Raw genomic sequence first — 22,709 nt, forward strand, 5'->3', positions numbered from 1 at the left:
GGACTGCCCCATGACCACCTTTCAACGTTTCCCTGCCCAGGCACCCGCTGCCACTGTCGCCGCACTCAAAGCGCGTATCGCGGCCTTGCTGCCGGAGATCGCCGCCGGGGCAGCCCTGCGCGAACGCGAGCGCAGCCTGCCGCACGCGGCCATCGCCCAGCTCGCCGCCGCCGGGCTGTACACCGTGCGCATTCCCCAGCAGTACGGCGGCCCGGGCGGCAGTGTCAGCGACGTGATCGACGTGTTGTTGCAGGTGGCCTCGGTCGACTCCAACGTTGCCCAAGCCCTGCGCCCCGGCTTCGCCTTCGTCGAGGGGCTGTTGGCCGCAACCGCCGAAGGCGCCGAACAGGAGCGTGAGCGTTGGTTCGCCCGCTACCTTGAGGGCGCGGTGATCGGCAATGCCGGTTGGGAGCTGGGCGGCGCCAATGGCGCCATCGCCGCCCGCCTGGTGCGCGAGGGCGATCATTTTCGCGCCAACGGCAGCAAGTTCTACAGCACCGGGGCGCTGTTCGCCGACTACGTCAGCGCGGTGGCCTTGGATGAGGACGAACAACCGGTGTCGTTCATCCTGCCGCGTGACCGTGAAGGCCTGGAACTGGTCGACGATTTCGACGCCATGGGCCAACGCCTGACCGCCAGCGGCACCACCCATTTGCACAACGTGCGGGTCGAGGCCAGTGATATCCGCACGCGCACGGTGCAAGAAGGCCAGCGCACCATCGTCACCCCGTTCTTGCAGCTGTTTCTCGGCACCGTGCTGGCCGGGATCGCCCGCAATGCCTTGAACGATGCCAGCCAGTTTGCCCGCGAGCATGCCCGGCCGATCAAGCACAGCAGCGCCAGCCGCTCGGTCGATGACCCTTACGTCGAGCTGTCGGTAGGCGATATCGCGGCGCGCGCCTTTGGCGCCGAGGCGCTGGTGCTCAAGGCCGCGGCGAGCATCGACCGGGCCTGGGCCGCACAACTTGACGAAGCCGCAGTGGAACAGGCCGCCCTAGACGTGGCGCAGGCCCAATACCTGGTGGCGGAGTTGGCCCTCAAAGCCGCCGAAACGCTGTTCGACGTCGGCGGCGCCTCGACCACTGGCCGCCAGCACAACTTCGATCGACACTGGCGCAATGCCCGCACCGTGGCCAACCACAACCCGCGTCACTGGAAGGCGGCGGTGGTGGGCGCCTGGCAACTCAAAGGCACCCGGCCACCTGTCTCGGGGCTGTTTTGACGGCACAGCCGGCCGCCCTGGTCGGCCATTTGCAAAGCCCCAAGGTGCCGGTGATCATCGGCGCCGCATTGTTCATGGAATTGCTCGACAGCACCGCGGTGATGACCGCGCTGCCGAGCATGGCGGCGGACTTTGGCGAGCCGGGCCTGCGCATGAACCTGGTGGTGTCGCTGTACATGCTGGCCTTGGCCCTGTGCGTGCCACTCAGCGGCTGGGCCGCCGAGCGCTTTCGCCCGCGTCAGGTGATGTTGCTGGCAATGGGGCTGTTCACCGTTGCATCACTGGCGTGCGCCTTGGCCGAGTCGCTCTGGCAGCTGTGCCTGGGGCGCATGTTGCAGGGCGCGGCGGGGGCGCTGATGACCCCGGTGGGGCAGGTGATCATTCTGCGCTGGTCGAGCCGCGAGCAATTGCTCCAGGCCATGTCCTGGCTGGCCTTGCCTGCCTTGGTGGGGCCGCTGCTAGGGCCGTTGCTGGGCGGTTTGTTGGTGACGGCGCTGTCGTGGCACTGGATCTTTTTGATCAACTTGCCAATCTGCCTGCTGGGATGCGTGCTGATCCTCAAGCACGTTCCGGATTTCCCCCCGCGCGCGGTGCCACCGCTGGATGGGCGCGGCTTGCTGCTCAGTGGCGGCGCCCTGGCCCTGTTGGTATTAGGCCTGGAGTCGCTCGGGCTGGGCCAACTGCCTCGGATGTGGGCCTTGGCCTTGATCGGCGGTGGCGTAGCTTGCGCCTTGGGTTACCTGCTGCATGCGCAGCGCCATCCCAACCCGCTGGTTGACCTGTCGTTGCTGCGCCTGCGCAGCTTTGGCGTGACCCAGGCCGGCGGCGGGCTGTTTCGCCTTGGTTCGGCGGCGCAGCCCTTCCTGCTGGTGCTGTTGTTGCAGAACTGCCTGGGCATGAGCCCGATGGCCGCGGGCTGGCTGGTGGTCAGCGGCGGCGTCGGCGCCATGTTGATGAAGCTGCTGGCAGTGCCGCTGGTGCGCCGTTACGGCTATCGCCAGGTGCTCAGCTGTAATGCCGTGCTAAGTGGCGCAGGGATTGCCCTGTGCGCCTGGTTCGACCGGGATACGGCGATCTGGTTGATGGCACTGGTGTTGTTCGTCGCAGGGCTGGTGCGCTCGTTGCAGTTTTCCACCTTGGGGGCGGCAAGCTATCAGGACGTACCGGGGGAGCGCTCGGCTGCTGCCACCTCGCTTGCGTCGATGTCGGGGCAGTTGACCATGGCCATGTCGGTGAGCCTGGCGGGGTTGATGCTGGGGGTGCTGGCGGGGGTGGACGGGCGGACGGAGACGTCGGTGGCGGATGTCACCACGGTCATGCTGGTGTGTGCGGGGTTGTGCGGGGTATCGGGGATGGTGTTTCGGCGTTTGGCCAATTGATGTACGCGACCTCCAGGGCCTCATCGCGGGCCAAGCCCGCGCCTACACAATCGGCGAACAACGCGGATCGTGTGGGAGCGGGCTTGCCCCGCGATGAGGTGCTAAAGGGCAGCGTGATCAGGCCACATCGACCAGGACGATCTCGCTGTCCTCGATTGCCGTGACGGTCAACAGCGCTTCCTGCTCGATCGCCAGGCCATCCCGGGCATTGACCCGTACCCCATTGACCTCGACCGCGCCCTTGGCCGGCACCAGGTAGCCGCGGCGGCCCTGGTCAAAGCGGTACTCTGCGCTTTCCCCGGCTTGCAAGGTAGCAGCCACCAGGCGCGCATCGGTGCGGATGCGCAGTTGCTGCTCATCGCCCTCGCGGCCGCTGGCCAGGGTCACGAAGCCTTCGCCGCGCTGGCCTTTAGGGAATGGCCGGGTACCCCAGGACGGCGCATCGCCAACCCGCTGTGGAATGATCCAGATCTGGAAGATCCGCGTATCGACCTGCTCCAGGTTGTACTCGCTGTGCACGATGCCGCTACCGGCACTCATCACCTGGACGTCACCGGCCTCGGTACGGCCTTTGTTACCCAGGCTGTCTTCATGGGTGATGGCGCCTTCACGCACATAGGTGATGATTTCCATGTCGCGGTGCGGATGTGGCGGGAAGCCACTGCCGGCGGCGATCAGGTCGTCGTTCCACACCCGCAGGTTACCCCAGTGCATCCGGGCCGGATCGTAGTATTCGGCGAACGAGAAGTGATGGTGGGCGTCGAGCCAGCCGTGGTTGGCATGGCCGAGGGTATCGAAGGGTCGCAGTTGCAGCATGATCGTGCTCCTTGAGTCGGTGGAATGGGGCCATGATGCGCGTTTGAATGATCGAAAATAAGCGTAAATATCGGCTAAATATAATCGTATTGATCGATATATAAAGGTGCGGTGCTTTATGCGTTTCATCGCCTAATCCACTGATCTTCAAGCATTCGCTGGTGATTTTTGGCGGATGCGGCGAACATGCACAGCTGATTGGATTTTCAACGGAGTGACCGTGCCACACGAGCAGCCCCTTGTCCCGGCGGACCTGTCTCCGCCTGCCCAACTGCCTTGGTTTCGGCGTCTGGCGGCACGCCTGTTGGGCCGTGGCCTGAGTCGCCTGCAAGCGCAGCACCGCGACTCCTGGTTCCTCGGCCATGCCACGGGCCAGCGCAGCGGCCATACTGATGGCCTGCGCGAGGGTTACGAGCGTGGCCGGGCCGAGGGTTATGAGGCCGGGCGCCAGGTTCTGGTGATCCGCGATACTCGCCCGGAAAACCCTGGGGTACCCGGCCAGGACGACAAACTGTTCGATGACTGGCGCCTACCGCTGAGCGCCGAGCTGAAAAAGCGCTTCAAGGCTGATGTGGCCCAGCGCCTCCCGGCCGAGGCCCAGCCTAGCGCTGCGCAGTGGAAGCTGATTTTCAGCGATACGCCGTCAACCTGTGTGGTGGCCGGGGCGGGCGCGGGCAAGTCGACCTCGCTGGTGCTGCGCATCCTGTTGCTGCGCCATTACCTGGGCTATGAGCTCGACGCCATGACCGTGGTGACCTTCACGCGAGAGTCACGCAAAGACTTCATCAAGCGCTTGCAACAGGTGTTCGCGCTTTGGCAGCTCGACTTTTCAGCGGCCAACGCCCGCGAGCTGGTGCGTACCTTCCATTCGCGAATCCTGCCGCTGGTTCGCAGCCTGCCTGGCTTTGGCCAACTACGCGCCTTCGAAACCCTGGGCAACGAGATGCCAGCCGGCAGTGAGGCCGCCGCCGACAGCAACCCGTTCGACCTGCGCTTGAACGACGCCCAGCGCCAGCAGCTCAACCTGTGTTATCGCGACCTGTTGCGCGACAGCCCGCGTTTCGCCGAGCTGATAGGCGCCTTGCGCCGCGAGGCCTTGCAGCTCAAGCCGCTGGACCCGGACCACCCCGACGTGCAAAAGCGCGTGCAGGTGACCCAATTGGCCGCCCAGCGCGACGAAGAGCTGTGCGACGTGATCGAGGATCTGTGGTTCGCCGCCGGTGCCTGGCCGATCAAAGGCATCGAGCCATGCCGCGAAACCGTGCAGATCCGTGGTCACAGCTTCCATGTGCATGGGCGTTTGCAAGGCCAGGATGGCTGGGTGGTGCTGGGCTTCGACCCTAGTGAAAGCGCTCAGTATCAGCGTCCGGGGGCCAAGCTTACGGTGCGCGCAGAGTGGGCGGTAAAACGCACCTTGTTTCAAGCTTTCTGCGATAAGCCACTGATATGGTTAGATAATTATGCAACAGCCAAGCGCCTGGCCGCCTCCTTGGCGGGCGACGCTGTAGCCGGGCCTGGCTTTGAATACAAGGTCAAGGGCGAGCTGGCGCCGGCGCCCTTGCTGGATGCTTTCGTAGCGGCCGCGAGCTTCATCGAGAACCTCGGCCTGGAAGTGGGCGGCGCGGTGAGCGCCATGAGCTTCCCGCCAGGTGACAGCGATGGGCAATTCTTCGAGGCCTTGGCGCTGTACTGGCGAGCGTTGGAAGCGCACCTGCTGGCCCAGTCGCCACCGGTCATGACCTACAACCGGATGTTTGCCCTATTTGGCGAGAACAACCCAGAGAACCTGCAGCTGTTGCCTGATGCATTGCTGCGCCCATTGGCGCATTTGATGATCGATGAGTTCCAGGACGTCTCGCCGCAGATCGTCAGCTGGCTGCGCGCCAGCCTCGCCGAGATTCGCCGGCGCGGCCCAGCGATGAATGTGGGACGCAGTGCCCAGCATTCATCGTTGCTGTGCGTTGGCGATGACTGGCAGTCGATCTATGGTTGGCGCGGCAGCTCGCCGAAGTTCTTCATGGAGTTCACCAAGACCTTCCCGTCACCGGCCAATACCCGGGTGATGCTGGTGGAAAACTACCGCAGCCAGCAGCAGGTCATCGATGCCGCTGAGCATCTGGTCAAAGGCGCGCAGGCGATTTCCGGCAAGAAGGCCCGAGCCACTGGCGTGGCAGCAGCACTGCCGTTGTCACCGGTGCGGATTTTCGATCGTGATGAGGCGGCCCTTGGCCAGACCGTGATCGAGCACTACGAGCGCGGCGAATCGGTGATGATACTGTTTCGAAAAAGTAGCGATAAATTGCTGATTTCAGAACATATTCAGTCTGTAGTTAAAGCGGATTCTAGCTTGCCGGCGGAGCAGCGCCGTCTGCGCCAACTGACCTACCACAGCGCCAAGGGCTTGCAGGCCGATGCGGTGTTCATGCTTGGCGATTGCCAATACCTGACCAGCTCGCCTTACAAGAACCAGGTCTATCGTCTGGCCGATCTTGGCCGCGCTGGCGACGCCCAGCCGTTCGATACTGCGCAGAAAGAAGAAGTGCAGCGCCTGGCCTACGTGGCGGTGACCCGCGCAGTCAGGCACTGCTATTGGCATGTGGAGGCGGCATCTGGCGATACTGCCAAGTTGCCGCGAGCGTCCAGCCAGGTTGATGGTCGGCAGGTGTTCTTCGAAGACCTGCGCGGCCAGTAGTGGGATGCCAGATTAGCTATTGGGCCCTCGGTCATTAAGATCCAGGGCGGCGGTCAGGCGCAGCTGGAGTGCGTGCTCAGCACGCTCCTTCGCTTGCTTGAACGACGCCCAGGCATCGATCAGCGCTTGCCCCTCAAGATCAGCCTGACGCAACTGGCCGTTCTCTATGGGGCTGTGCCCTACCGCGGCCGTCAGCGCCTGGGTTACCTCAGGGGTGAGCGCTCCGTCTGTCAGCTCATACACGCCAGAAAGGTAGTTGGAGCCTTGCAGCCAGGCTTCGGTTAGGGCGCTTAGCTGGTCGCCGTATTCACGCTGAAGAAACAGTTGCCAGGTCGGGTGGCGGACCATCCACTCATGTCGGTTGGCGGGTACGCTATCGAGTTCGTAGACCCGTTGCTCGACGTTGTACTCAATGGTCCTGGTGATCATTGCCGTCTGTCGATAGAGCATGCCCTGGCTTGGCTCAGGGAAGTTCAGCAAGGCTTCGGGCGCCAGGGCCTGGCGTAAGGCCAACCGAATCTCGATGTCGTCAACCAGCGAGTTGCGCAGGTCTTCGTCACTGATAGCGTCTTCTGGGGCGAGTTCTGGCAGTTCAGGCAGGTTGTCCACGAGGGCCGCCCGGCGTAGCGCTCTGCGCACGGCGATATTGTCGGCTATAGCGTTGACCTGAGCGCGGCGGAACAGCCTGCGGTAGAAGTTGAAGCGGTATTGCGGCGCAAGATCGGCATACTCGGTTTCGTCGAAGGCCAAAACTTCCAATTCCAGCGCACTGAACGCATCGGTCCCAGCATCGCCGCAGGTTGCCGGGTACTCGCGCGCAACCTCTACGATGCGTTGGCGCAACTGGTCATCTTCGGTCACCCGTCCCAGCAGTGCCCACACCCGACGATAAAGCTCTTGCGGGTGATGCAGGGCTTCGGCGGAAAGCGTCAGACGATCCAGAACATCGACCACCGGCTCATTCTCAAGGCTGATCATGAACGCTTCAGCGCGCGCTCGTTGTTGCGCCGAACCTGCCTCCAGCCAGCCACCCTCGCTTTCTGATTCGGACACGGAGTGTTCGATAACGCTGATGCCGGATTCACGCAGCCGCAGGGCTTGACCTTCCTGCAATCTGTTGTAATTGAAGTGCCAACGCAGACCGGCGCGCTCATCGCGTAGGCCCTGCGCATACGGTGTGGCAAGCACTGTCTCAATCTCCGGCACCAAGGGGATGGCGTTGTCACTCAGGTCAAGATGGCGCAGTTGATAGTTGCGTTGACTCATCAAGGTGGTCAGCCCTTCGGGCCAGCTGGTCAACTGGGTTCTGCTCAGATTCAGATGTTCCAGGCGCGCCAGGTAACGTACATCAGGGGCGATTCGCAGCGGATTGCCGGCGAGTTCCAGGCGGCGCAGGTGCACCATGTCCTGGAAGTAGGCGGCTGTGCTGGCATCGAGCTCGATGGCATTGCGGTTTAGGTCCAGGTATTCCACGGGCAGCTGAGTCAGCGCTCGCAACTGTTCCGCGCTCAACCGCAAGTCATTGTTGCGCAGGCTCAGGCTGCGTAACTGCCGCAGTTGCGTGAGCGTTGGCAGCGCATTTGCCGGTAATGTCGCCATCTGATTATTGCGCAGGTCCAGCTCATGCAGGCGCGTGCTGCGGCGCAACGCCTGAAACAGGGTTGTCCTGTCTAGTTGAGGGTTCTGGATGACGCGCAAGCGCTCAAGATTGGGGAAGCTCTGCAGAAACGCTTCGGCCACATGACGCACCCCCGCATCACGCACGGTGATGGCAGTAATGTGCTCCATACGCGCCGGCAGTGGGGGCAAGGTTTCCAGCTCAATGGATGTCACCTCCAACGTGTCGCCGGTTTCCCGCCGCCAAGCGCTGCGCACAGCGTCACTGAACACCTCGCGACTTGCCCGTTGCACATACCCGACTGCCTGCGACCAGGCACTTAGGCTGCTATCAAGGTTGCGCCATTCTTCCTCTAGGACGTTGAGTTGCGTGGCCAGATCGCCGCGCTGGGTGAGCCGCTGGAGCATTGTTTGGCGCTGGCGGGAGTCTAGTGCGGGGTACAAATCGCGTAGACGCCGTGCGCTTGTGCCTTGTCTGCCGCTCAGTGGATAGCCCACGCGTCCATCGCTTAGGCGCAAGGGCGAACGAAAGCCCGGTCTGATTGGTTGTTGGCCAAGCAGTCGGGCAGCCAGCGGGCGGTCATTGGCCAGTAGCGCAAACAGCTGCGCTGGCGTGGCATTGGCCAGATCCGGTCGCTCAACCAGGAGCGCCTCCTCCAACAGGCGTGTGTCGGCGTTTGCCAGCGTTGGGCGGTGCAGGCCGATCAAGGCTCGGTCCAGGCGCGCCCGTGATTGCAGCCGCCGCGCTTCCTCGCCAATGCGCAAGGGCACACCACCACTAGCCAGACGCTTGCGCTCCAGTGGCGTGGCGTACTCGACGATTTCCTCAAGGGCAGGGTCTGGCAGGCTGGTGAACTGGCGGCCCAATGTCTGCGCGGCTTCACTGAGCGCCGGGCGATGCCCCAGATACAGGCTCTGGAACATGGCCGTGTGCTGGCCATTGAGGTGATCAGCGAGCTTTTTCTGAAGGTTTTGCGCGCGTAGTTCTTGGGCAGTATTCGGTAACAGGGCGCTGGCAGTTTGTTCGTCCATTTGACTCAACACTGCCGTGGCCAGTTCGCCTTGTTCCAAGTTCGTTCGACTCAGCTGGATTTCCACACTGCCTTGGCCATACAGGGTAGAGCTTCCCCATAACTCTGGACCATTAAAGACGCGGATCGCGTGGTCCTGCGGCCAGTTTGGCAGTTCCAGCAGCGCCGGGACCGCGTAGTTTTTATAGGCCGCGAGCGAGCGTCCGCCACCCACGCGGGCAATGATGTCGTCTACTTCGTGGTCAAGCCTGAGCCGGGTGAGCGCGTCTACAAGCAGCGCCGGTGCGGGTTTTGCGCGCATATGGGTGTAACGCAAAACATCCTCGTCAAGGCCGGTGCTACGCAGTGCGCTGATTAGTTGCTGATCAGACAAGCCTGCGCTGGGTGGGCCAAGGCGGCGCAGTAGACGCGCAGTGTCCCAGTCCATGGGCTGTTCGTGCTCAACGCGCCAGGCGCCTTGCTGGTTGTGCTCCAGGCGCGGGCTGTAGGCGTGTGCGTCCTCGGGATGCTTCAGCCGCCAGCTGTTATCGGCAGCTTTGGCCTGCTCATAGAGTTCACCGTCCAAGCGGATGTAGTACTTGCCATCAAGTAGATATTGGCCTCGCTCGTTGGGCTCAAGCGAAGCGGGCAGCTCGACAGGGCTGCGGTAGCCAGTGAGGTTGGCAAACCACAGTCGTTCCTCGCCCTCGACCCACACCCTTTTCATGACATCGACGAATCCAGAAGCCTTGATCAGTGCAGCCCCGCCAGCAAGGGTGCCGACGACTGCAAGATTGACCATGATCGATTCCAGCTGCGCCAAAGCCTCGGCTGTTTCGCCTTCTTCCCAGGCGTGGAGGCCTTGGAAGACGCTTTGCAGGATCTGGCTGGCGCCGACTGCCAACATCACAGTGTTCAGCCCCGGGACGAACATGGCGGCGACGTTGAGTACGTTCAGGCCGACCTCATACCAATGTTTCAGGCGTTCCAGCTGCGCTTCGGCGTCCACCGCTGCGGTCGGCACAGCGATGCATGCCGCATCGCCTTTGAGCCGCAGTACATGCAGTTTGTGCAACGTGGTCCATGGCTGAATAGGTAAGCGCGTGATATTCAGGTCGATTGTTGGGGCGCTACGCGGATGCAGGACCTCGCTGCCATCGAGTTCGCGGCGTTCGAACAGCGCGTGTTGCAGTTTTTTGGCCAGCGCAGGCTGGAGTGGGCCGGGGGCAAGGGCATTGATCTGGCGGCGAAACGTAGTTCTGAGCAACTGCGCTTTGAAATTAGCCATCGCTTCGCGCCGTGACGTGTACTCGCGCAGCGGTTCCTGATCATCGCCTGGGATATAGAGGATCACTGGGTTGATCTGGTCGGGTTGGTCTGGGCCGATCAACAGGACTTCGTGCAGGCCGATATCAAACACACTCAGTCGCCAGCAGTGCAGGGCGGAGTGCTTGTAACGCGGCGTCGGCAGGTTGTTGCTCAGTTGCTGCAGGGCATCCAGGCCGTGGGCGGTTAGCAGCCCTTGCAGCGAGGCGATCCGAGCCCTGACTCGCAGTTCATCTCGGTTCGCTTCTGACATCAGGGCCTCAAGCGTCTCACCCGCGGCGCCGCCATGGATAGTGTCCAGATGCGTTTGATAACGTGCTCCCAGGTCCAGCGTCCGGCAATGCTGGATGAACTGCGCCACAGTCAGGGTGGGCAGTGTTCGAGTGTCTGTGGCGCTGTATTGCAGGGTGCTATAGGGACCTGCCTGGGAAGTACCGGTAAAATTGTGCAGCGCCGCCTCGAGCAAACTGCGCAGCTGTGGTGAGCCCTTAGGGTGGGTGGCGCTGACGTTGGTCTCTCGCTCGGTCGCCACTGGGTATTCAACGTCGATGGGAGATACCCAGCTGTCGCCGATCTCTTCAAAGGGCTGAAAGCTGTACTGGGCTTGATCGACTGGAATGTCGAGGGCCAACCGTTGCTCAAGCAAGGGTGCGCAGAATTCGGTAATGCCTTTGAGCGGTGCCAGTGCTTGTTGCAGCGCTTTGCGGCTTTCATTGCGTTTGGCTATAGCCCTGCGTACGCCATCCTGCCAATCAGGACGAGCGCCGGCAAACCACGGATAGGGCACGCCGTGCTCGTCCAGGTAGTCGTTGCGCAGGCTCTGGATCATCTTGCGGGTGTGGCTTGGGTGTAATTGTTTGCTCCACGCGGGCAGCGTGCGCACGATTTGCGCGTGGTGGTAGGCGGGGGTGCTGGTCATGCGGGTGCTCCTGAAAGTGGAGCCCCATCACACCGTAATCGCTGCCACGCCTTGCGGTACATAGCTAGGGCGCTGCGGTCGGTGTCGCGCATGTCGCCGTCGGTGACGGGCCAGCGGCTGGCGGCGCACTAGGCGATGGTAAGCTGCCGGCCTGGCGCGTGGGCGTCGGGCGCAGTCATGGAGAGTGCCCATGAGGCCCAAGGATCACCTGCTAGACCTCGACGGCATCGAGATCGCCGTGCGTACCTGGGGACCGGAGGACGGTATCCCAGTGTTGGCCCTGCACGGTTGGCTGGATAATGCCGCCTCATTCGAACGCCTGGCGCCGTTGCTCGATGGCTGCTTCGTAGTGGCCCCCGACCTGGTCGGTCATGGCCGCTCCGATCACCGCCGTCACGACAGTGGCTACTACCTGTGGGAGCATGCCGAAGACATGCTGGCGGTGGTCGACAGCCTCGGCCTTAGCCAGTTTCATCTGATCGCCCATGGCATGGGCAGTGGCATCGCCACCCTGCTTGCGGCAATGACCAGTGGGATTGCCAGCATGATCCTGCTCGATGGCATGGGCGCACCGTTTACCGTGGCCGAGGATGATCGCGTGCAGCACCTGGCCAAGGCCTATCGACTCAAGCGCTTGGTGCGGCGCAGTCGCTTGCAGGGCTTCAGCGAGCCGGATGGCAGTCAGTTCGACAGCCTTGACGCGGCATTGCAGCAGCGCCGTAGTCGCCTCGCTGGCAATTTGTCGGAGGACGCTGCGCGGCTCCTGGCGCTGCGTGACCTGTTGCAGGTCGGCGATGGTTACTGCTGGCGCCATGATCCGCGTCTGGTGTTGCCCGAACCCATGCCGCTGACCGAAGGTGAAGCCTGCACGCTGCTGGCGCAGGTCAGCTGCCCGTTGTACCTGATGCTGGGTCGTCAGGGCGCGTTTGCCGGTGACGGTTTCGCCCGCCGTGAGGCGGCTCTGCCGCGCCAGGCCAAGGTCTCCTGGCATCCGGGTGGGCATCATCTGCACCTGGAGGCACCTGAGCGCGCCCTGGTTGACCAGATCTTGCGGGTACTGGCCCGGCATGAGCAGGGGGCCGTGCAGCGGCTGGTCAATGAGTGACACGGGTCTATTGCCCCACGCTGTGATGGGCTATGTTGGTGCACTTGTTTCCACGTCGCCACAGGGAGATGCGGCATGCGGCCTTTCACCATCGAGCAGATCGACCATCTAGTCCTGCGGGTTAGCGATCTTGAGCGCAGCATCGGCTTTTATCGAGACCTGCTCGGCTGTCAGGTCAGTCGGATTCGCGAAGACCTGGGCATGGTCCACCTGGCCGCCGGTAGCGCGATGATCGACCTGGTGCGCATCGACGGCCCGTTGGGCCTGCCGGGAGGTCGCGCTGCCCAGGATCAGGGGCGCAACCTGCATCACTTCTGCCTGCGCATCGAGCCGTTCGATGAGCAAGCGCTGAGCGACTACCTCAAAACCGCTGGGGTAATTGTCGAGCCGGCCGAGAAGCGCTACGGCGCCCAGGGTGAGGGGCTGTCGTTGTACTGTTTCGATCCAGACGGCAACCAGGTCGAGCTCAAAGGGCCGGTGCAGGAGAAACCATGATGCAGCCGCAGGTCAGGCAGCACTGGATCGCAACTGCACAGGGGCGGCTATTCGCCCAGGACTGGACGCCCGAGGCCGAGCAGGGCGTGCCGATCATCCTGTTGCATGACTCGCTGGGCTGCGTGGCGTTATGGCGCGAGTTTCCCGAGCGCCTGGCGCGCGCTACCGGGCATCGGGTGATTGCCTATGACCGGCTCGGCTTTGGCCGCTCCGACCGCCACCCTGGCCAACTGCGCCTGGGTTTTGTCGAAGCGCAAGCTGAGCAGGAATTTACCGCGCTGCGCAGCCAGCTCGGCATCGATGCGTTCATCGTCTTTGGCCACAGTGTCGGTGGCGGCATGGCGATCAGCTGCGCGGCACGCTTTGCCGAGCATTGCCAGGGGCTGATTACCGAATCGGCCCAGGCCTTTGTCGAGGCGCGCACCGTTGCCGGGATTCGCGCCGCCGATCGCCAGTTCGCCGAGCCTGGGCAGATCGAACGGCTGAGCAAGTACCACGGCAACAAGGCGCACTGGGTGTTGCGTGCGTGGGTAGACAACTGGTTGTCCGACGCTTTCGCCGGCTGGAACCTGGATGCAGTGCTTGCCCAGGTGCGCTGCCCGCTACTCAGTTTGCACGGAGATCTGGACGAGTTCGGCTCCGACGCCCATCCGCGCCGCTTCATCGCCATGGCCGGCGGGCCGAGCGTGATGCGGATGCTGCCCGGTTGTGGGCATGTGCCTCATCGCGAACATCAAGAGGTGGTGCTGAGCGCCGTCAGGCAGTTTCTGGCCTGAACGTGCCGCGATTCATCCGCCGTCAGCGCTGTGCCTGGAGAGGGGCGCGGGCTGGCGAGTGGATATCCGCGCAAAGCCGATTATGCTTGAGCTTACCTTGCTGCGATCCGAGGCGGTTCGTCTCGTCGTGCTTCGCGCAACCGTGAGCCAAACAAGCCCAAGGGCCAGGGTGCGGTGTTGATCTTTGAGGTACTCAGGCCTTCAAGAACAAGACGGAGGCAACCCATGGCGGTTATCGACAGCACATCGACGGGCAGCGCGCCCCAACGCGGCATCACCCGGGAGGAGCGCAAGGTCATCTTCGCCTCATCCCTAGGCACAGTGTTCGAATGGTACGACTTCTACCTGTACGGCTCACTGGCCGCGATCATTGCCAAGCACTTCTTCGCCGGCGTCAACGAAACCACCTCATTCATCTTCGCCTTGCTGGCCTTTGCCGCGGGCTTTGCCGTGCGCCCGTTCGGCGCCATCGTGTTCGGTCGGCTGGGGGATATGATCGGGCGCAAGCACACCTTCCTGATCACCATCGTCATCATGGGTCTGTCCACCGCGATCGTCGGCCTGTTGCCCAGCTACGCGAGCATTGGCGTGGCGGCGCCGGTCATCCTGATAACCCTGCGTCTGCTGCAAGGGCTGGCGCTGGGCGGTGAGTATGGCGGTGCGGCAACTTATGTGGCCGAGCATGCGCCCAAGGGCAAGCGCGGTTTCTTCACTTCGTGGATCCAGACCACCGCCACGCTGGGCCTGTTCCTCTCGCTACTGGTGATTCTCGCGTGTCGTACCGTGCTTGGCAACGAGGCCTTCGAAGCGTGGGGTTGGCGCATCCCGTTCCTGCTGTCGATCCTGCTGCTGGCGATCTCGGTGTATATCCGCTTGCAGCTCAACGAATCGCCGGTGTTCCTCAAGATGAAGGCCGAGGGCAAGTCATCCAAGGCGCCGCTGACCGAGTCCTTCGCCCGCTGGGACAACCTCAAGGTGGTGATCATGTCGCTGCTTGGCGGCACCGCCGGCCAAGCGGTGGTGTGGTACACCGGCCAGTTCTACGCGCTGTTCTTCCTCTTGCAGACGCTCAAGATCGACCCGCAGACGGCCAACTTGCTGATTGCCGGGTCACTGCTGATCGGCACGCCATTCTTCGTCATCTTTGGCAGCCTGTCGGATCGGATCGGGCGCAAGAAGATCATCATGGCCGGCTGCATCATCGCTGCGTTGACCTACTTTCCGATCTTCAAAGCCCTGACCGAATACGGCAACCCGGACGTGTTCGTGGCCCAGGAGCAGAACCCTGTGGTGGTGGTCGCCGACCCTGACCAGTGCTCGTTCCAGTTCGACCCGGTCGGCAAGGCCAAATTCACCAGCTCCTGCGACATCGCCAAGAGCCTGCTGGCCAAGCGCGCGATTCCCTATGAGAACCAACGGGCCGAGCCTGGCAGCGTGGCCCAGATCCGCATCGGCGAACGGGTGATCCCAAGCTTCGATGGCCGGACGATGGCGGCGGCAGACTTCAAGGCGCAGAACGATGCCTTCACCGCCTCCCTCGGTGGCGCGCTGAAAGAGGCGGGGTATCCGGAGAAGGCCGACCCGGCCAAGATCCATTACCCGATGGTGCTGTTGCTGCTGACCATCCTGGTGATCTACGTGACCATGGTCTACGGGCCGATCGCCGCCTGGCTGGTGGAGCTGTTCCCGACGCGCATCCGCTACACCTCGATGTCGCTGCCATACCACATCGGTAATGGCTGGTTCGGTGGTTTCCTGCCGACGGTGGCGTTTGCCATGGTCGCAGCCACCGGCGACATCTATTACGGGTTGTGGTACCCGATCGTGATTGCAGTGATGACGGCGATTCTAGGGATCTTGTTCCTGCCGGAAACCAAGGATCGCGATATTACCTGATCGCGCTCTGGACGCTATCGACGGTATTGCCTGGTATTACTTGGCGATACCGTCGGTAGGGCCAGTCGCTCAAGCGAAATCCCCGCGCAGGGTAAAGGCATAGCCGGTATCGACCCCGGAGGCGTCGCCGCGGCTCCAGGACTTTTTCAGCAGGAACTCGAAGGTCGGCTCGTAGAGCCCGTCGCGCTTGACCGCGCCAGCGAGCACCTCAACGTTGTACCAGCCGTTTTCCAGCTCGATGATCGGCCGATTCGGCATCTGGTAGCGCGCCAGCAGGTCGCCCAAGGTCTTGTTGGTGAAATGCTGGAGGATTCTCCAGGTGAACAGCATCACTGCACGGTTCTCTACTCGCAGCACATAGCCGCCGCGCCGATGCTGCAAGCGGCTGCCCGCTTCGAGCAGGACCGGGTTGTCTTCATCGACACTGAAAATGATCGTGTAGGGCAGGTTCTCGATGCCGGCCAGGGGCAGGACCACCCCTTCAAGCACTGCCTGATCGCCGCTGTCGTTGTGGGTGAACTCGTAGGCCAGGTCATCAGGCAAGTCGTTTTCCTGCTTGAAGCGCGCTAGCAGCTGGATGTCACCGAGCAGGAAGTAGTCGACCAGGTCGTTGAGCACTTCGTTGAATTCATAGCGCATGGTGTTTTCCTTGTTCTGGATGCGCTGGGTGTCTTGAGACTGTAGCGGAAGGCTGGGTAGGTGTCAGTACCGGCATCCGCGTTGGGAAATTGCCGGTACTGCGGGGCGTGATGGCTGATTAATGGCGCTGGGCGATCTGGATCAGGTTGCCGCAGGTATCGTCGAACACCGCGACGATGACTGGGCCCAGATCGGTGGGCGGCTGGGTGAACTCAACGCCGGCCTTGCACAAGCGGGTGTACTCGGCGTGGATATCGCGTACGCCAAACGAGGTGGCGGGAATGCCGTCTTGCTTGATGGCGGTCTTGTACGCCTTGGCGGCGGGATGGGCGTCGGGTTCGAGCAGCAGTTCGACGCCGTTGGGGTCATTGGGGGAGGTAAGGGTGAGCCAGCGGTGGCGGCCCATGGGAATGTCGTGCTTGGGCTCGAAGCCCAGTACGTAGTGGTAGAACGCCAATGCCTTGGCTTGATCGTCGACAAGAATACTGGTGACCACAATCTTCATGGGGCACTTCCCTCTGTGACGGGTTTGGTTTTTCTTCAAGTAAAGCTGGTATGGCTGAGTTGACCAGGCTTCGTCGCTGCGCTCTCGCAGAAGCCGAAGCCAAGGATTGAATTTTTTTGTGGGGTTTGTTCTGGCCTCTTCGCGGGCAAGCCCGCTCCCACAGGTACCGCGCCGATTTCAGTCCAGTGTTGAGCCAGCACTGACACCACGCAGATACTGCGCACGCCTCGAACCCTGTGGGAGCGGGCTTGCCCGCGAAGAGGCCGGAATAGTCACCAACAATTCCACTATCGCCCCCAATTCGGGGAAACCTACTGGGGAATCCTCCCCAATCCGTTGCACTTCAAACCCTAACTACCTGAAAAACAACAAAAATTTTTATGGCATACACCTTGCTCCACCTCCTCGCAGAGTCCCTGTGTCCCCCGGAGGTGCAGCATGATGACCCCGCTCAAAGGCTCAGTCCTGACATCACTCGTGCTGGCCCTGTTCGGCTGGCAAGCGACCAGCGAAGCGGCGGTGCAATGCCAGCGCAACCTGGTCGCCAACGTAGTGGCCCTGGACCAGCCCCTGATGTTCAACCGCCTCGGCGCGCAGAACGCCAACGGCATGATGTTCGCCCTGCGCCAGGATGTGGTCGACGAACACCATATCCCGCTGACCCAGGGCGGCGCCGCGGTGCCAGGCAAGGTCACCCTGCGCCCAGACAAACGCCCACGGCCGATCGTATTGCGCGTAGCCGCCGGTGACTGCCTGACGGTCAACCTGACCAACTTGCTGGCCTACCAGGCCAACCCCAATAAGCACGGCATCGACCACGACGACAACGAAGTCGAGGGCGAGGAAGAGAACGAGAACGAAGCCGGTGAATTGGAAAACGAGGGCGGTGAGCATTTCATCGCCGACGAGCAAGTCACCGACCGTCACGTGGGCTTCCAAGTCAATGGCATGCAGGCGGTCGACGGTATCAGCGACATTGCCGCCAACACCGGGCGCAATGGCAATTTCCTGGTCGCCCCCGGTGGCACCCGCAGCTATACCCTGTACGCCGAGCGCGAAGGCGCCTTCGCCGCCACCAGCCAGGGCGCTACGTTTGGCGGCCAGGGTGGTGCTGGCAACGTCGCCAATGGCCTGTTCGGCCAAGTGGTGGTAGTGCCTAAAGGCGGCCGTACCTACCGCAACACCCTGACCGAAGAGGAGATGCGCCTGGCCAGCACCGGCCGTGCACCCACCGGTCAACCGGTGGTCGACTACGAAGCGCGTTACCCGCAAGTGGAACCCTGGATCAGCGAGGGCAAGGCTGGCAAACCGATCATCGCCATGATCGACGGCAGCGAGATCCTCAGCAGCGAGACCGACGCCATCGTCATGGGCCCCAACCCTGACGGCAGCTTCCCGCGCTCGACCTATCCGCTGGAAAGCATCAACAAACGTAACCCGGCATTGCCTAACCGGCTGGAAGCGTTCCGCGACTTCGGCTCGCAGTTCGCCGACGAAGTGGCCGGGACCCAGGCATTCCCAGGCTACTGGGCCGACCCGATCATGGGCCATGTGCTGGAACCTGCGCGTGACTCGTTCATGATCAACTATGGCTCCGGCGGCATGGGCGCTGAGGTGGTGGCCAACCGCCTGGGCGTAGGCCCGATGCATGACTGCCTGTCCTGCGCCTACGAGGAGTTCTTCCTCAGTGCCCACACCGTGGGCGATATCGGCACCTTGGTCGATGTCCCGGCCAACGTTGGCCTGGAACACATCCGCCCAGGCGAAACACCGCCGGCCAATGCCGTCGGGGTCAAGGCCAGCATGGCCCTGTACCCGTCGGAGCCGGCCAACGTGCACCACAGCTATATCGGTGACTTCACCAAGTTTCGCAACACCCACAACGGTCACGAACAGCACATCTTCCACCTGCATGGCCATCAGTGGCTGTTCAACCCCAACGACGATAACTCCGACTACATCGATGCCCAGGGCATTGGCCCAGGCATCGGCTACACCTACGAGATCGCCAACGGCGGTTCGGGCAACCGCAACCGGGTAGCGGGCGATGCTATCTACCACTGCCACTTCTACCCGCACTTTGCCCAAGGCATGTGGGCCATGTGGCGGGTACACGATGTGTTCGAAGAAGGCACCCGCCTGGAAGTCAGCGGCGAGGCGCAGGACGGCTACCACAGCACCCCCTTTGCCCTGCGCAGTGGCAAGCCAGCAGCGGGCGCCCGGGCTTTGCCGGATGGCGAGATCATTGCCGGTACACCGATTCCGGCCATCGTGCCGCTGCCCGGTAAAGCGATGGCGCCGATGCCCGGCAAGGTGGTAGTGGTGCCCAAGCTGGCAGAACAGCTGGTCGCCGAACATGAAGAGGAGGAAGAGGACGAGGAGGAGGGCGACGACGACCATGGCCATCACGGCAATGACGACGCCGCCCCGCGGGCCATCGGCTCGCTGGCCCTGGTCGATCGTAGCGAAAGCAACCGCAACGCTGACGGCAGCCTGAAAAACCCCGGCTATCCGTTCTGGATCGGCGGCATGGAAAGCAGCGTCGGCCAACGTCCACCGACGCCACCACTGGACATGCTCGACCCTGTCCTGGCGCAACAGCTCAAGAACAGCGGTAACGCCCTGTGGGCCAACCTTGATGCCGGTCAGGTCGATGGCTGGGATGGGGGCCTGGGCCGGCACGCGCTGGATGGCATTTCCGCTGGCGGCGAAGCGGTGTCGACCACCACCAGGCTGGACTTTTCCAAGGTGGTGCACAAGGCCAAGCCGATCTACATGCCCGAGGAGGGCACCGACGTCGAGCAGGCCGCCATGCAGTTCCACGCCAAGGCCGAGCACGCCAGCTACGCGTTGATCCCAGGCAGCCAGCCGGTGGCGCGCAACTTCCGCACCAACGGCGCCTTGCCTACTGCTGGGGCACCGTTCTATGAACCGTGCATGGATGACCGGGGCAAGCGCCTGACGCAAGCTTCCGGCGCGGGTGAGTTCTTCAGCGGCGAGAGCCTGACGGGCTTGAACTTCCGCGGTGCCTCGACCTTCACCGCCGACCGTCCGCGGATCTACAAAGGCGCCAACATCCAGTTCGACGCGGTGTACAACAAGGTCGGCTACCACTTCCCGCAGGCGCGCATCCTGGCCCTGTGGGAAGACGCCTGGCCGGTGATTACCAAGCAGCGCCCACCAGAGCCACTGGTGATGCGCATGAACACCTTCGACTGCACCATGTACACCCACACCAACCTGATCCCGTCGTTCTATGAGATGGACGACTATCAGGTGCGCACCCCAACCGACGTGATCGGCCAGCACATCCACCTGCCCAAGTGGGACCTGACCGCCGCCGACGGCTCGGCCAACGGCTGGAACTACGAAGACGGCATTCTCTCGCCCGGCAGTGTGGTCGAGCGCATCCAGGCCATCCGCAGCTTCAATGGTTGCAGCGAAGGCGATGCCCGTGATGGCAGCGCCGCTTGCCCGAAAGCCAAGCAGCACCCGTACTTCGGGCGCTTCGGCAGGGCAGACTGGCTCGGTGCGCGCACCGCCATGCAGCGTTGGTTCGCCGACCCGTTGGTCAACGTGCATAACGTCGATCGCGGCCTGGGCACCATCTTCACCCACGACCACCTTGGACCATCGACCCATCAGCAACTGGGCCTGTATGCCACTGTGCTGGCCGAACCTGCCGGCTCGACTTGGTACCACGCCGAGACCGGCGAGAAGCTCTACAACCCGGCGATTCGCCAGGACGGTGGGCCGACCTCGTGGCAAGCGGTGATCCAGACCGGCGATCACGACGGCGACGGGCGTAACGACAGCTATCGCGAGTTCTTCCTGGAGTACAGCGACTTCCAACATGCCTATGAAGCCGGCGTGTATGTTGGCGCCGGCCCCGATGGCGTGCCCAATGGCCAGGCGTACCCAGCCACCAGCGACAGCTTCCGCTACGCCATCAACCCACCGGTGCGCCAAGCAGCCTCCAACCTGCTCGAGTCGGTGGTCGAGTCGCGCGGCGGCCTGAGCCCAGGTTGCCCAAGCCGGCCGTGTCCGCAAGCGATCTCGGTGGATGACCCTGGCATGTTCGTCGTCAACTACCGCAACGAGCCGCTGGCCCTGCGCGTGTTCGACCCGAACAAGGTCGGCCCGGATGGCAAGCGCGGCATGCAGGCCGATGGCCTGGCGGGAGACCTGAGCTATGCCTTGCAGACCCGTACCGACCGCGCCATCCCGGCGATGAACCTGGCGCCCTCGGCGATCACCTCGGCGCTCGGCCCAACCGGCGGCACTACGCTGTTCCCGCCGCACATCAACAAGGGCAGCGAGCCTGGCGACCCGTTCACCCCGCTGCTGCGTACCTACTCGGGCGACAACGTGCGCTTGCGCATGCACGCCGGCGGTCATGAAGAGGAGCACAACGTCACCTTGCACGGAGTCAAATGGCTGCAAAACGGTTCGGGCTTCGGCAACAGCTCCAACTCGGGTTGGAAGGCTTCGCAGATGATCGGTATTTCCGAGCAGCTCGGCTTCATGGCGCCGGTGTCGATGATCTCCAGCTCCGCAGCCACCAACGGGGATTACCTGTACTCGCTCGACGCGGCCCTGGAGGGCTACTGGAACGGCATCTGGGGCATCATGCGCAACTACACCGCGCAGCGCGCCGACCTGTTCCCGTTGCCGAATAACCCGCAGCCGGTGGCCATGCGCAACACCGTGGCGTTCGACGGCATCTGCCCGAGGACTACCGCCAACACCAATGGCGTGGGCAGCAAACCGACGGTCAAACGCAACTATGAGATCGTCGCAGCGCTGGCCAACGACATCCTCGACAACCGTCATGGCGTGAGCATCGCCGACCCGGCGGGTCTCGGCCAGCATGTCGGCGGCCCCCTCAAGGCCAATGGCGGCACCCTGGTGTTCAACAGCCGCAAGACCAGCATCCCGCAAGTGACGGTAACCGACGAGGAGGACGGTGCCACCTTCACCATCGGCGGCCACAGCGCGCCGCTGCATGACCCGACCGCGGTGCTGTATGTGCGCAAGGGCGACCTGGACACCAGCACCGGCAAGCTCAAGGCCGGGGTGCCGGTAGAGCCGCTGGTGCTGCGCGCCAACGCGGGCGACTGCATCAGCATCACCCTGGAAAACCGCCTGCCGCTGATGATGCCGGACCTGCCCAGCACCGCGGTGATGCAGAACGTGGTCAAGCGTGATCGCAACGGTAGCGAAGGCTCCACCGCCTTCAACAACAACCTGATGCGACCTTCGAGCCACGTTGGCCTGCATGCCCAGCTGCTGAGCTACGACATCACCAAGTCCGATGGTGCCAACGTAGGCCTCAACCCGATCCAGACCGTACCCCCGCGCGCGGGTAGCAGCGGCGCCTACCCGAGCAAGGTGTATCAGTACTACGCCGGGCACCTGGAGCGCGAAGGCAAGCCGGTGCTGCAACTGGGCCGTACGGTGGACAACATCAACACCACCGCGATCGAGTTCGGCGGCCTCAACCTGACCCCTTCGGATGTGATCAAGCAGCCGCAGAAGGGCCTGGTCGGTGGCATGAGCATCCTGCCGCAGAGCGCGACCTGGACCGAGGACAACGCCAGCCGCGCCCAGGCCACGGTCAAGGTCAGCGGTCAGCCCGACTACCGCGACTTCGTCACTGTCTGGCAGCGTTCGCTGAACATGCGCTGGGCCGATGGTCGGCCGGTTGAGGGCATCGCCACCGAAGGCAACGGCGTGCCGGGTGACCCGAAAGACAACGGCAACATGGCCATGAACTACAAGACCGAGCCGCTGTGGCTGCGCTTCGGCCTGGCGCCGGACGCACCGTTCGGGCATGCCGATGGCTTTGGCTTCGCCGATGTGCCCAACGCGCACATGGCCTACAGCAATGCCCTGGTCGGTGGCGATCCACAAACCCCAGTGCTCTGGGCCAAGCCTGGGCAACCGGCACGCAACCACGTGCTGATGCCCAGCGGGGGTAGCCGCGGTATCACCTACCAACTGGACGGGCACCTGTGGCCACTGCACGCCTACCAGGCCGAGAAGAACGACCTCGACGGCTACCCCATGAGCCTGCCGGGCATTGGCTCGGTGCGCTTTGGCTACAACCCGATGTCGATCTACATCGGCGCCCAGGAAAGCGTGCTGCCGGCCGCGCACTTCAGCTTCATGCTGCCAAGCGCCGGCGGTGCCAACGCCATCCCAGGTGACTATCTGTTCCGCGACTACGCCGCCTACGGCAATGCCTCGGGGCTGTGGGGGATCCTGCGGGTGACCAACGAAGCGCCGCCGGCAACCGCCCCGGCGCAATGA

The 22,709-nt window shown here is 63.1% G+C and carries 12 protein-coding genes; 8 read left to right on the forward strand and 4 right to left on the reverse strand.

Annotated elements, in window-relative coordinates; genetic code table 11:
* Nucleotides 1–10: 10 nt before the first annotated feature.
* Nucleotides 11–1,222 (forward strand): acyl-CoA dehydrogenase family protein, encoded by a 1,212-nt coding sequence (locus OIU19_RS08245; RefSeq protein WP_264234604.1) that lies wholly within the window; start codon nt 11–13, stop codon nt 1,220–1,222.
* The gene (locus tag OIU19_RS08250; protein WP_264234605.1) at nt 1,219–2,601 is read left to right on the forward strand and encodes an MFS transporter; all 1,383 of its coding nucleotides are present in this window, start codon (nt 1,219–1,221) and stop codon (nt 2,599–2,601) included. The genes OIU19_RS08245 and OIU19_RS08250 overlap by 4 nt, the downstream gene beginning before the upstream one ends.
* Nucleotides 2,602–2,718: 117 nt before the next feature.
* Here OIU19_RS08250 and OIU19_RS08255 read toward each other — a convergent pair whose 3' ends face one another.
* A complete protein-coding gene (locus OIU19_RS08255) occupies nt 2,719–3,417 on the reverse strand; it encodes a pirin family protein (protein WP_186553281.1) in 699 nt (232 codons plus the stop codon).
* 175 nt (nt 3,418–3,592) lie between these two features.
* On the opposite strand from OIU19_RS08255, the gene OIU19_RS08260 reads away from it, so the two are divergent.
* Nucleotides 3,593–6,109 (forward strand): UvrD-helicase domain-containing protein, encoded by a 2,517-nt coding sequence (locus tag OIU19_RS08260; protein ID WP_264234606.1) that lies wholly within the window; start codon nt 3,593–3,595, stop codon nt 6,107–6,109.
* A 12-nt stretch (nt 6,110–6,121) separates the two neighbouring features.
* Here OIU19_RS08260 and OIU19_RS08265 read toward each other — a convergent pair whose 3' ends face one another.
* On the reverse strand, nt 6,122–10,981 hold the full coding sequence (locus OIU19_RS08265) for a dermonecrotic toxin domain-containing protein (protein WP_264234607.1): 4,860 nt from the start codon (nt 10,979–10,981) through the stop codon (nt 6,122–6,124).
* Between the two features lie 190 nt (nt 10,982–11,171).
* Between OIU19_RS08265 and OIU19_RS08270 the strand changes: the two genes are divergently transcribed.
* The 4 genes from OIU19_RS08270 (at nt 11,172) to OIU19_RS08285 (ending at nt 15,253) form a co-directional block, all read left to right on the forward strand.
* Nucleotides 11,172–12,086, forward strand: a complete 915-nt coding sequence (locus OIU19_RS08270) for an alpha/beta fold hydrolase (protein WP_264234608.1) — start codon at nt 11,172–11,174, stop codon at nt 12,084–12,086.
* A 75-nt stretch (nt 12,087–12,161) separates the two neighbouring features.
* Nucleotides 12,162–12,581 carry a VOC family protein gene (locus tag OIU19_RS08275; protein ID WP_264234609.1) on the forward strand — a complete coding sequence of 140 codons (420 nt, stop codon included), beginning with the start codon at nt 12,162–12,164 and terminating at the stop codon, nt 12,579–12,581.
* Nucleotides 12,578–13,357 (forward strand): alpha/beta fold hydrolase, encoded by a 780-nt coding sequence (locus OIU19_RS08280; protein WP_372353297.1) that lies wholly within the window; start codon nt 12,578–12,580, stop codon nt 13,355–13,357. Before OIU19_RS08275 ends, OIU19_RS08280 begins: the two co-directional genes overlap by 4 nt.
* 225 nt (nt 13,358–13,582) lie before the next feature.
* On the forward strand, nt 13,583–15,253 hold the full coding sequence (locus tag OIU19_RS08285) for an MFS transporter (protein ID WP_264234610.1): 1,671 nt from the start codon (nt 13,583–13,585) through the stop codon (nt 15,251–15,253).
* 69 nt (nt 15,254–15,322) lie between these two features.
* Here the strand turns inward: OIU19_RS08285 and OIU19_RS08290 are convergent, their stop codons facing one another.
* Nucleotides 15,323–15,892, reverse strand: a complete 570-nt coding sequence (locus OIU19_RS08290) for a hypothetical protein (protein ID WP_264234611.1) — start codon at nt 15,890–15,892, stop codon at nt 15,323–15,325.
* Between the two features lie 118 nt (nt 15,893–16,010).
* Nucleotides 16,011–16,397, reverse strand: a complete 387-nt coding sequence (locus tag OIU19_RS08295) for a VOC family protein (RefSeq protein ID WP_186553273.1) — start codon at nt 16,395–16,397, stop codon at nt 16,011–16,013.
* Nucleotides 16,398–16,835: 438 nt separating this feature from the next.
* On the opposite strand from OIU19_RS08295, the gene mnxG reads away from it, so the two are divergent.
* On the forward strand, nt 16,836–22,709 hold the full coding sequence (gene mnxG / locus OIU19_RS08300) for a manganese-oxidizing multicopper oxidase MnxG (RefSeq protein ID WP_264234612.1): 5,874 nt from the start codon (nt 16,836–16,838) through the stop codon (nt 22,707–22,709).

Origin of the sequence: Pseudomonas sp. BT-42-2, assembly GCF_025847435.2 — a bacterium.
GTDB lineage: Bacteria > Pseudomonadota > Gammaproteobacteria > Pseudomonadales > Pseudomonadaceae > Aquipseudomonas > Aquipseudomonas urmiensis.

Excerpts from the sequence above, each read along its gene's own strand:
- OIU19_RS08295 (WP_186553273.1), bottom strand. The coding sequence starts at position 16,397 with ATGAAGATTGTGGTCACCAGTATTCTTGTCGACGATCAAGCCAAGGCA.
- OIU19_RS08275 (WP_264234609.1), top strand. The coding sequence starts at position 12,162 with ATGCGGCCTTTCACCATCGAGCAGATCGACCATCTAGTCCTGCGGGTT.
- OIU19_RS08290 (WP_264234611.1), bottom strand. The coding sequence starts at position 15,892 with ATGCGCTATGAATTCAACGAAGTGCTCAACGACCTGGTCGACTACTTC.
- OIU19_RS08270 (WP_264234608.1), top strand. The coding sequence starts at position 11,172 with ATGAGGCCCAAGGATCACCTGCTAGACCTCGACGGCATCGAGATCGCC.
- OIU19_RS08260 (WP_264234606.1), top strand. The coding sequence starts at position 3,593 with ATGCGGCGAACATGCACAGCTGATTGGATTTTCAACGGAGTGACCGTG.
- OIU19_RS08245 (WP_264234604.1), top strand. The coding sequence starts at position 11 with ATGACCACCTTTCAACGTTTCCCTGCCCAGGCACCCGCTGCCACTGTC.
- mnxG (WP_264234612.1), top strand. The coding sequence starts at position 16,836 with ATGATGACCCCGCTCAAAGGCTCAGTCCTGACATCACTCGTGCTGGCC.
- OIU19_RS08285 (WP_264234610.1), top strand. The coding sequence starts at position 13,583 with ATGGCGGTTATCGACAGCACATCGACGGGCAGCGCGCCCCAACGCGGC.
- OIU19_RS08280 (WP_372353297.1), top strand. The coding sequence starts at position 12,578 with ATGATGCAGCCGCAGGTCAGGCAGCACTGGATCGCAACTGCACAGGGG.
- OIU19_RS08255 (WP_186553281.1), bottom strand. The coding sequence starts at position 3,417 with ATGCTGCAACTGCGACCCTTCGATACCCTCGGCCATGCCAACCACGGC.
- OIU19_RS08265 (WP_264234607.1), bottom strand. The coding sequence starts at position 10,981 with ATGACCAGCACCCCCGCCTACCACCACGCGCAAATCGTGCGCACGCTG.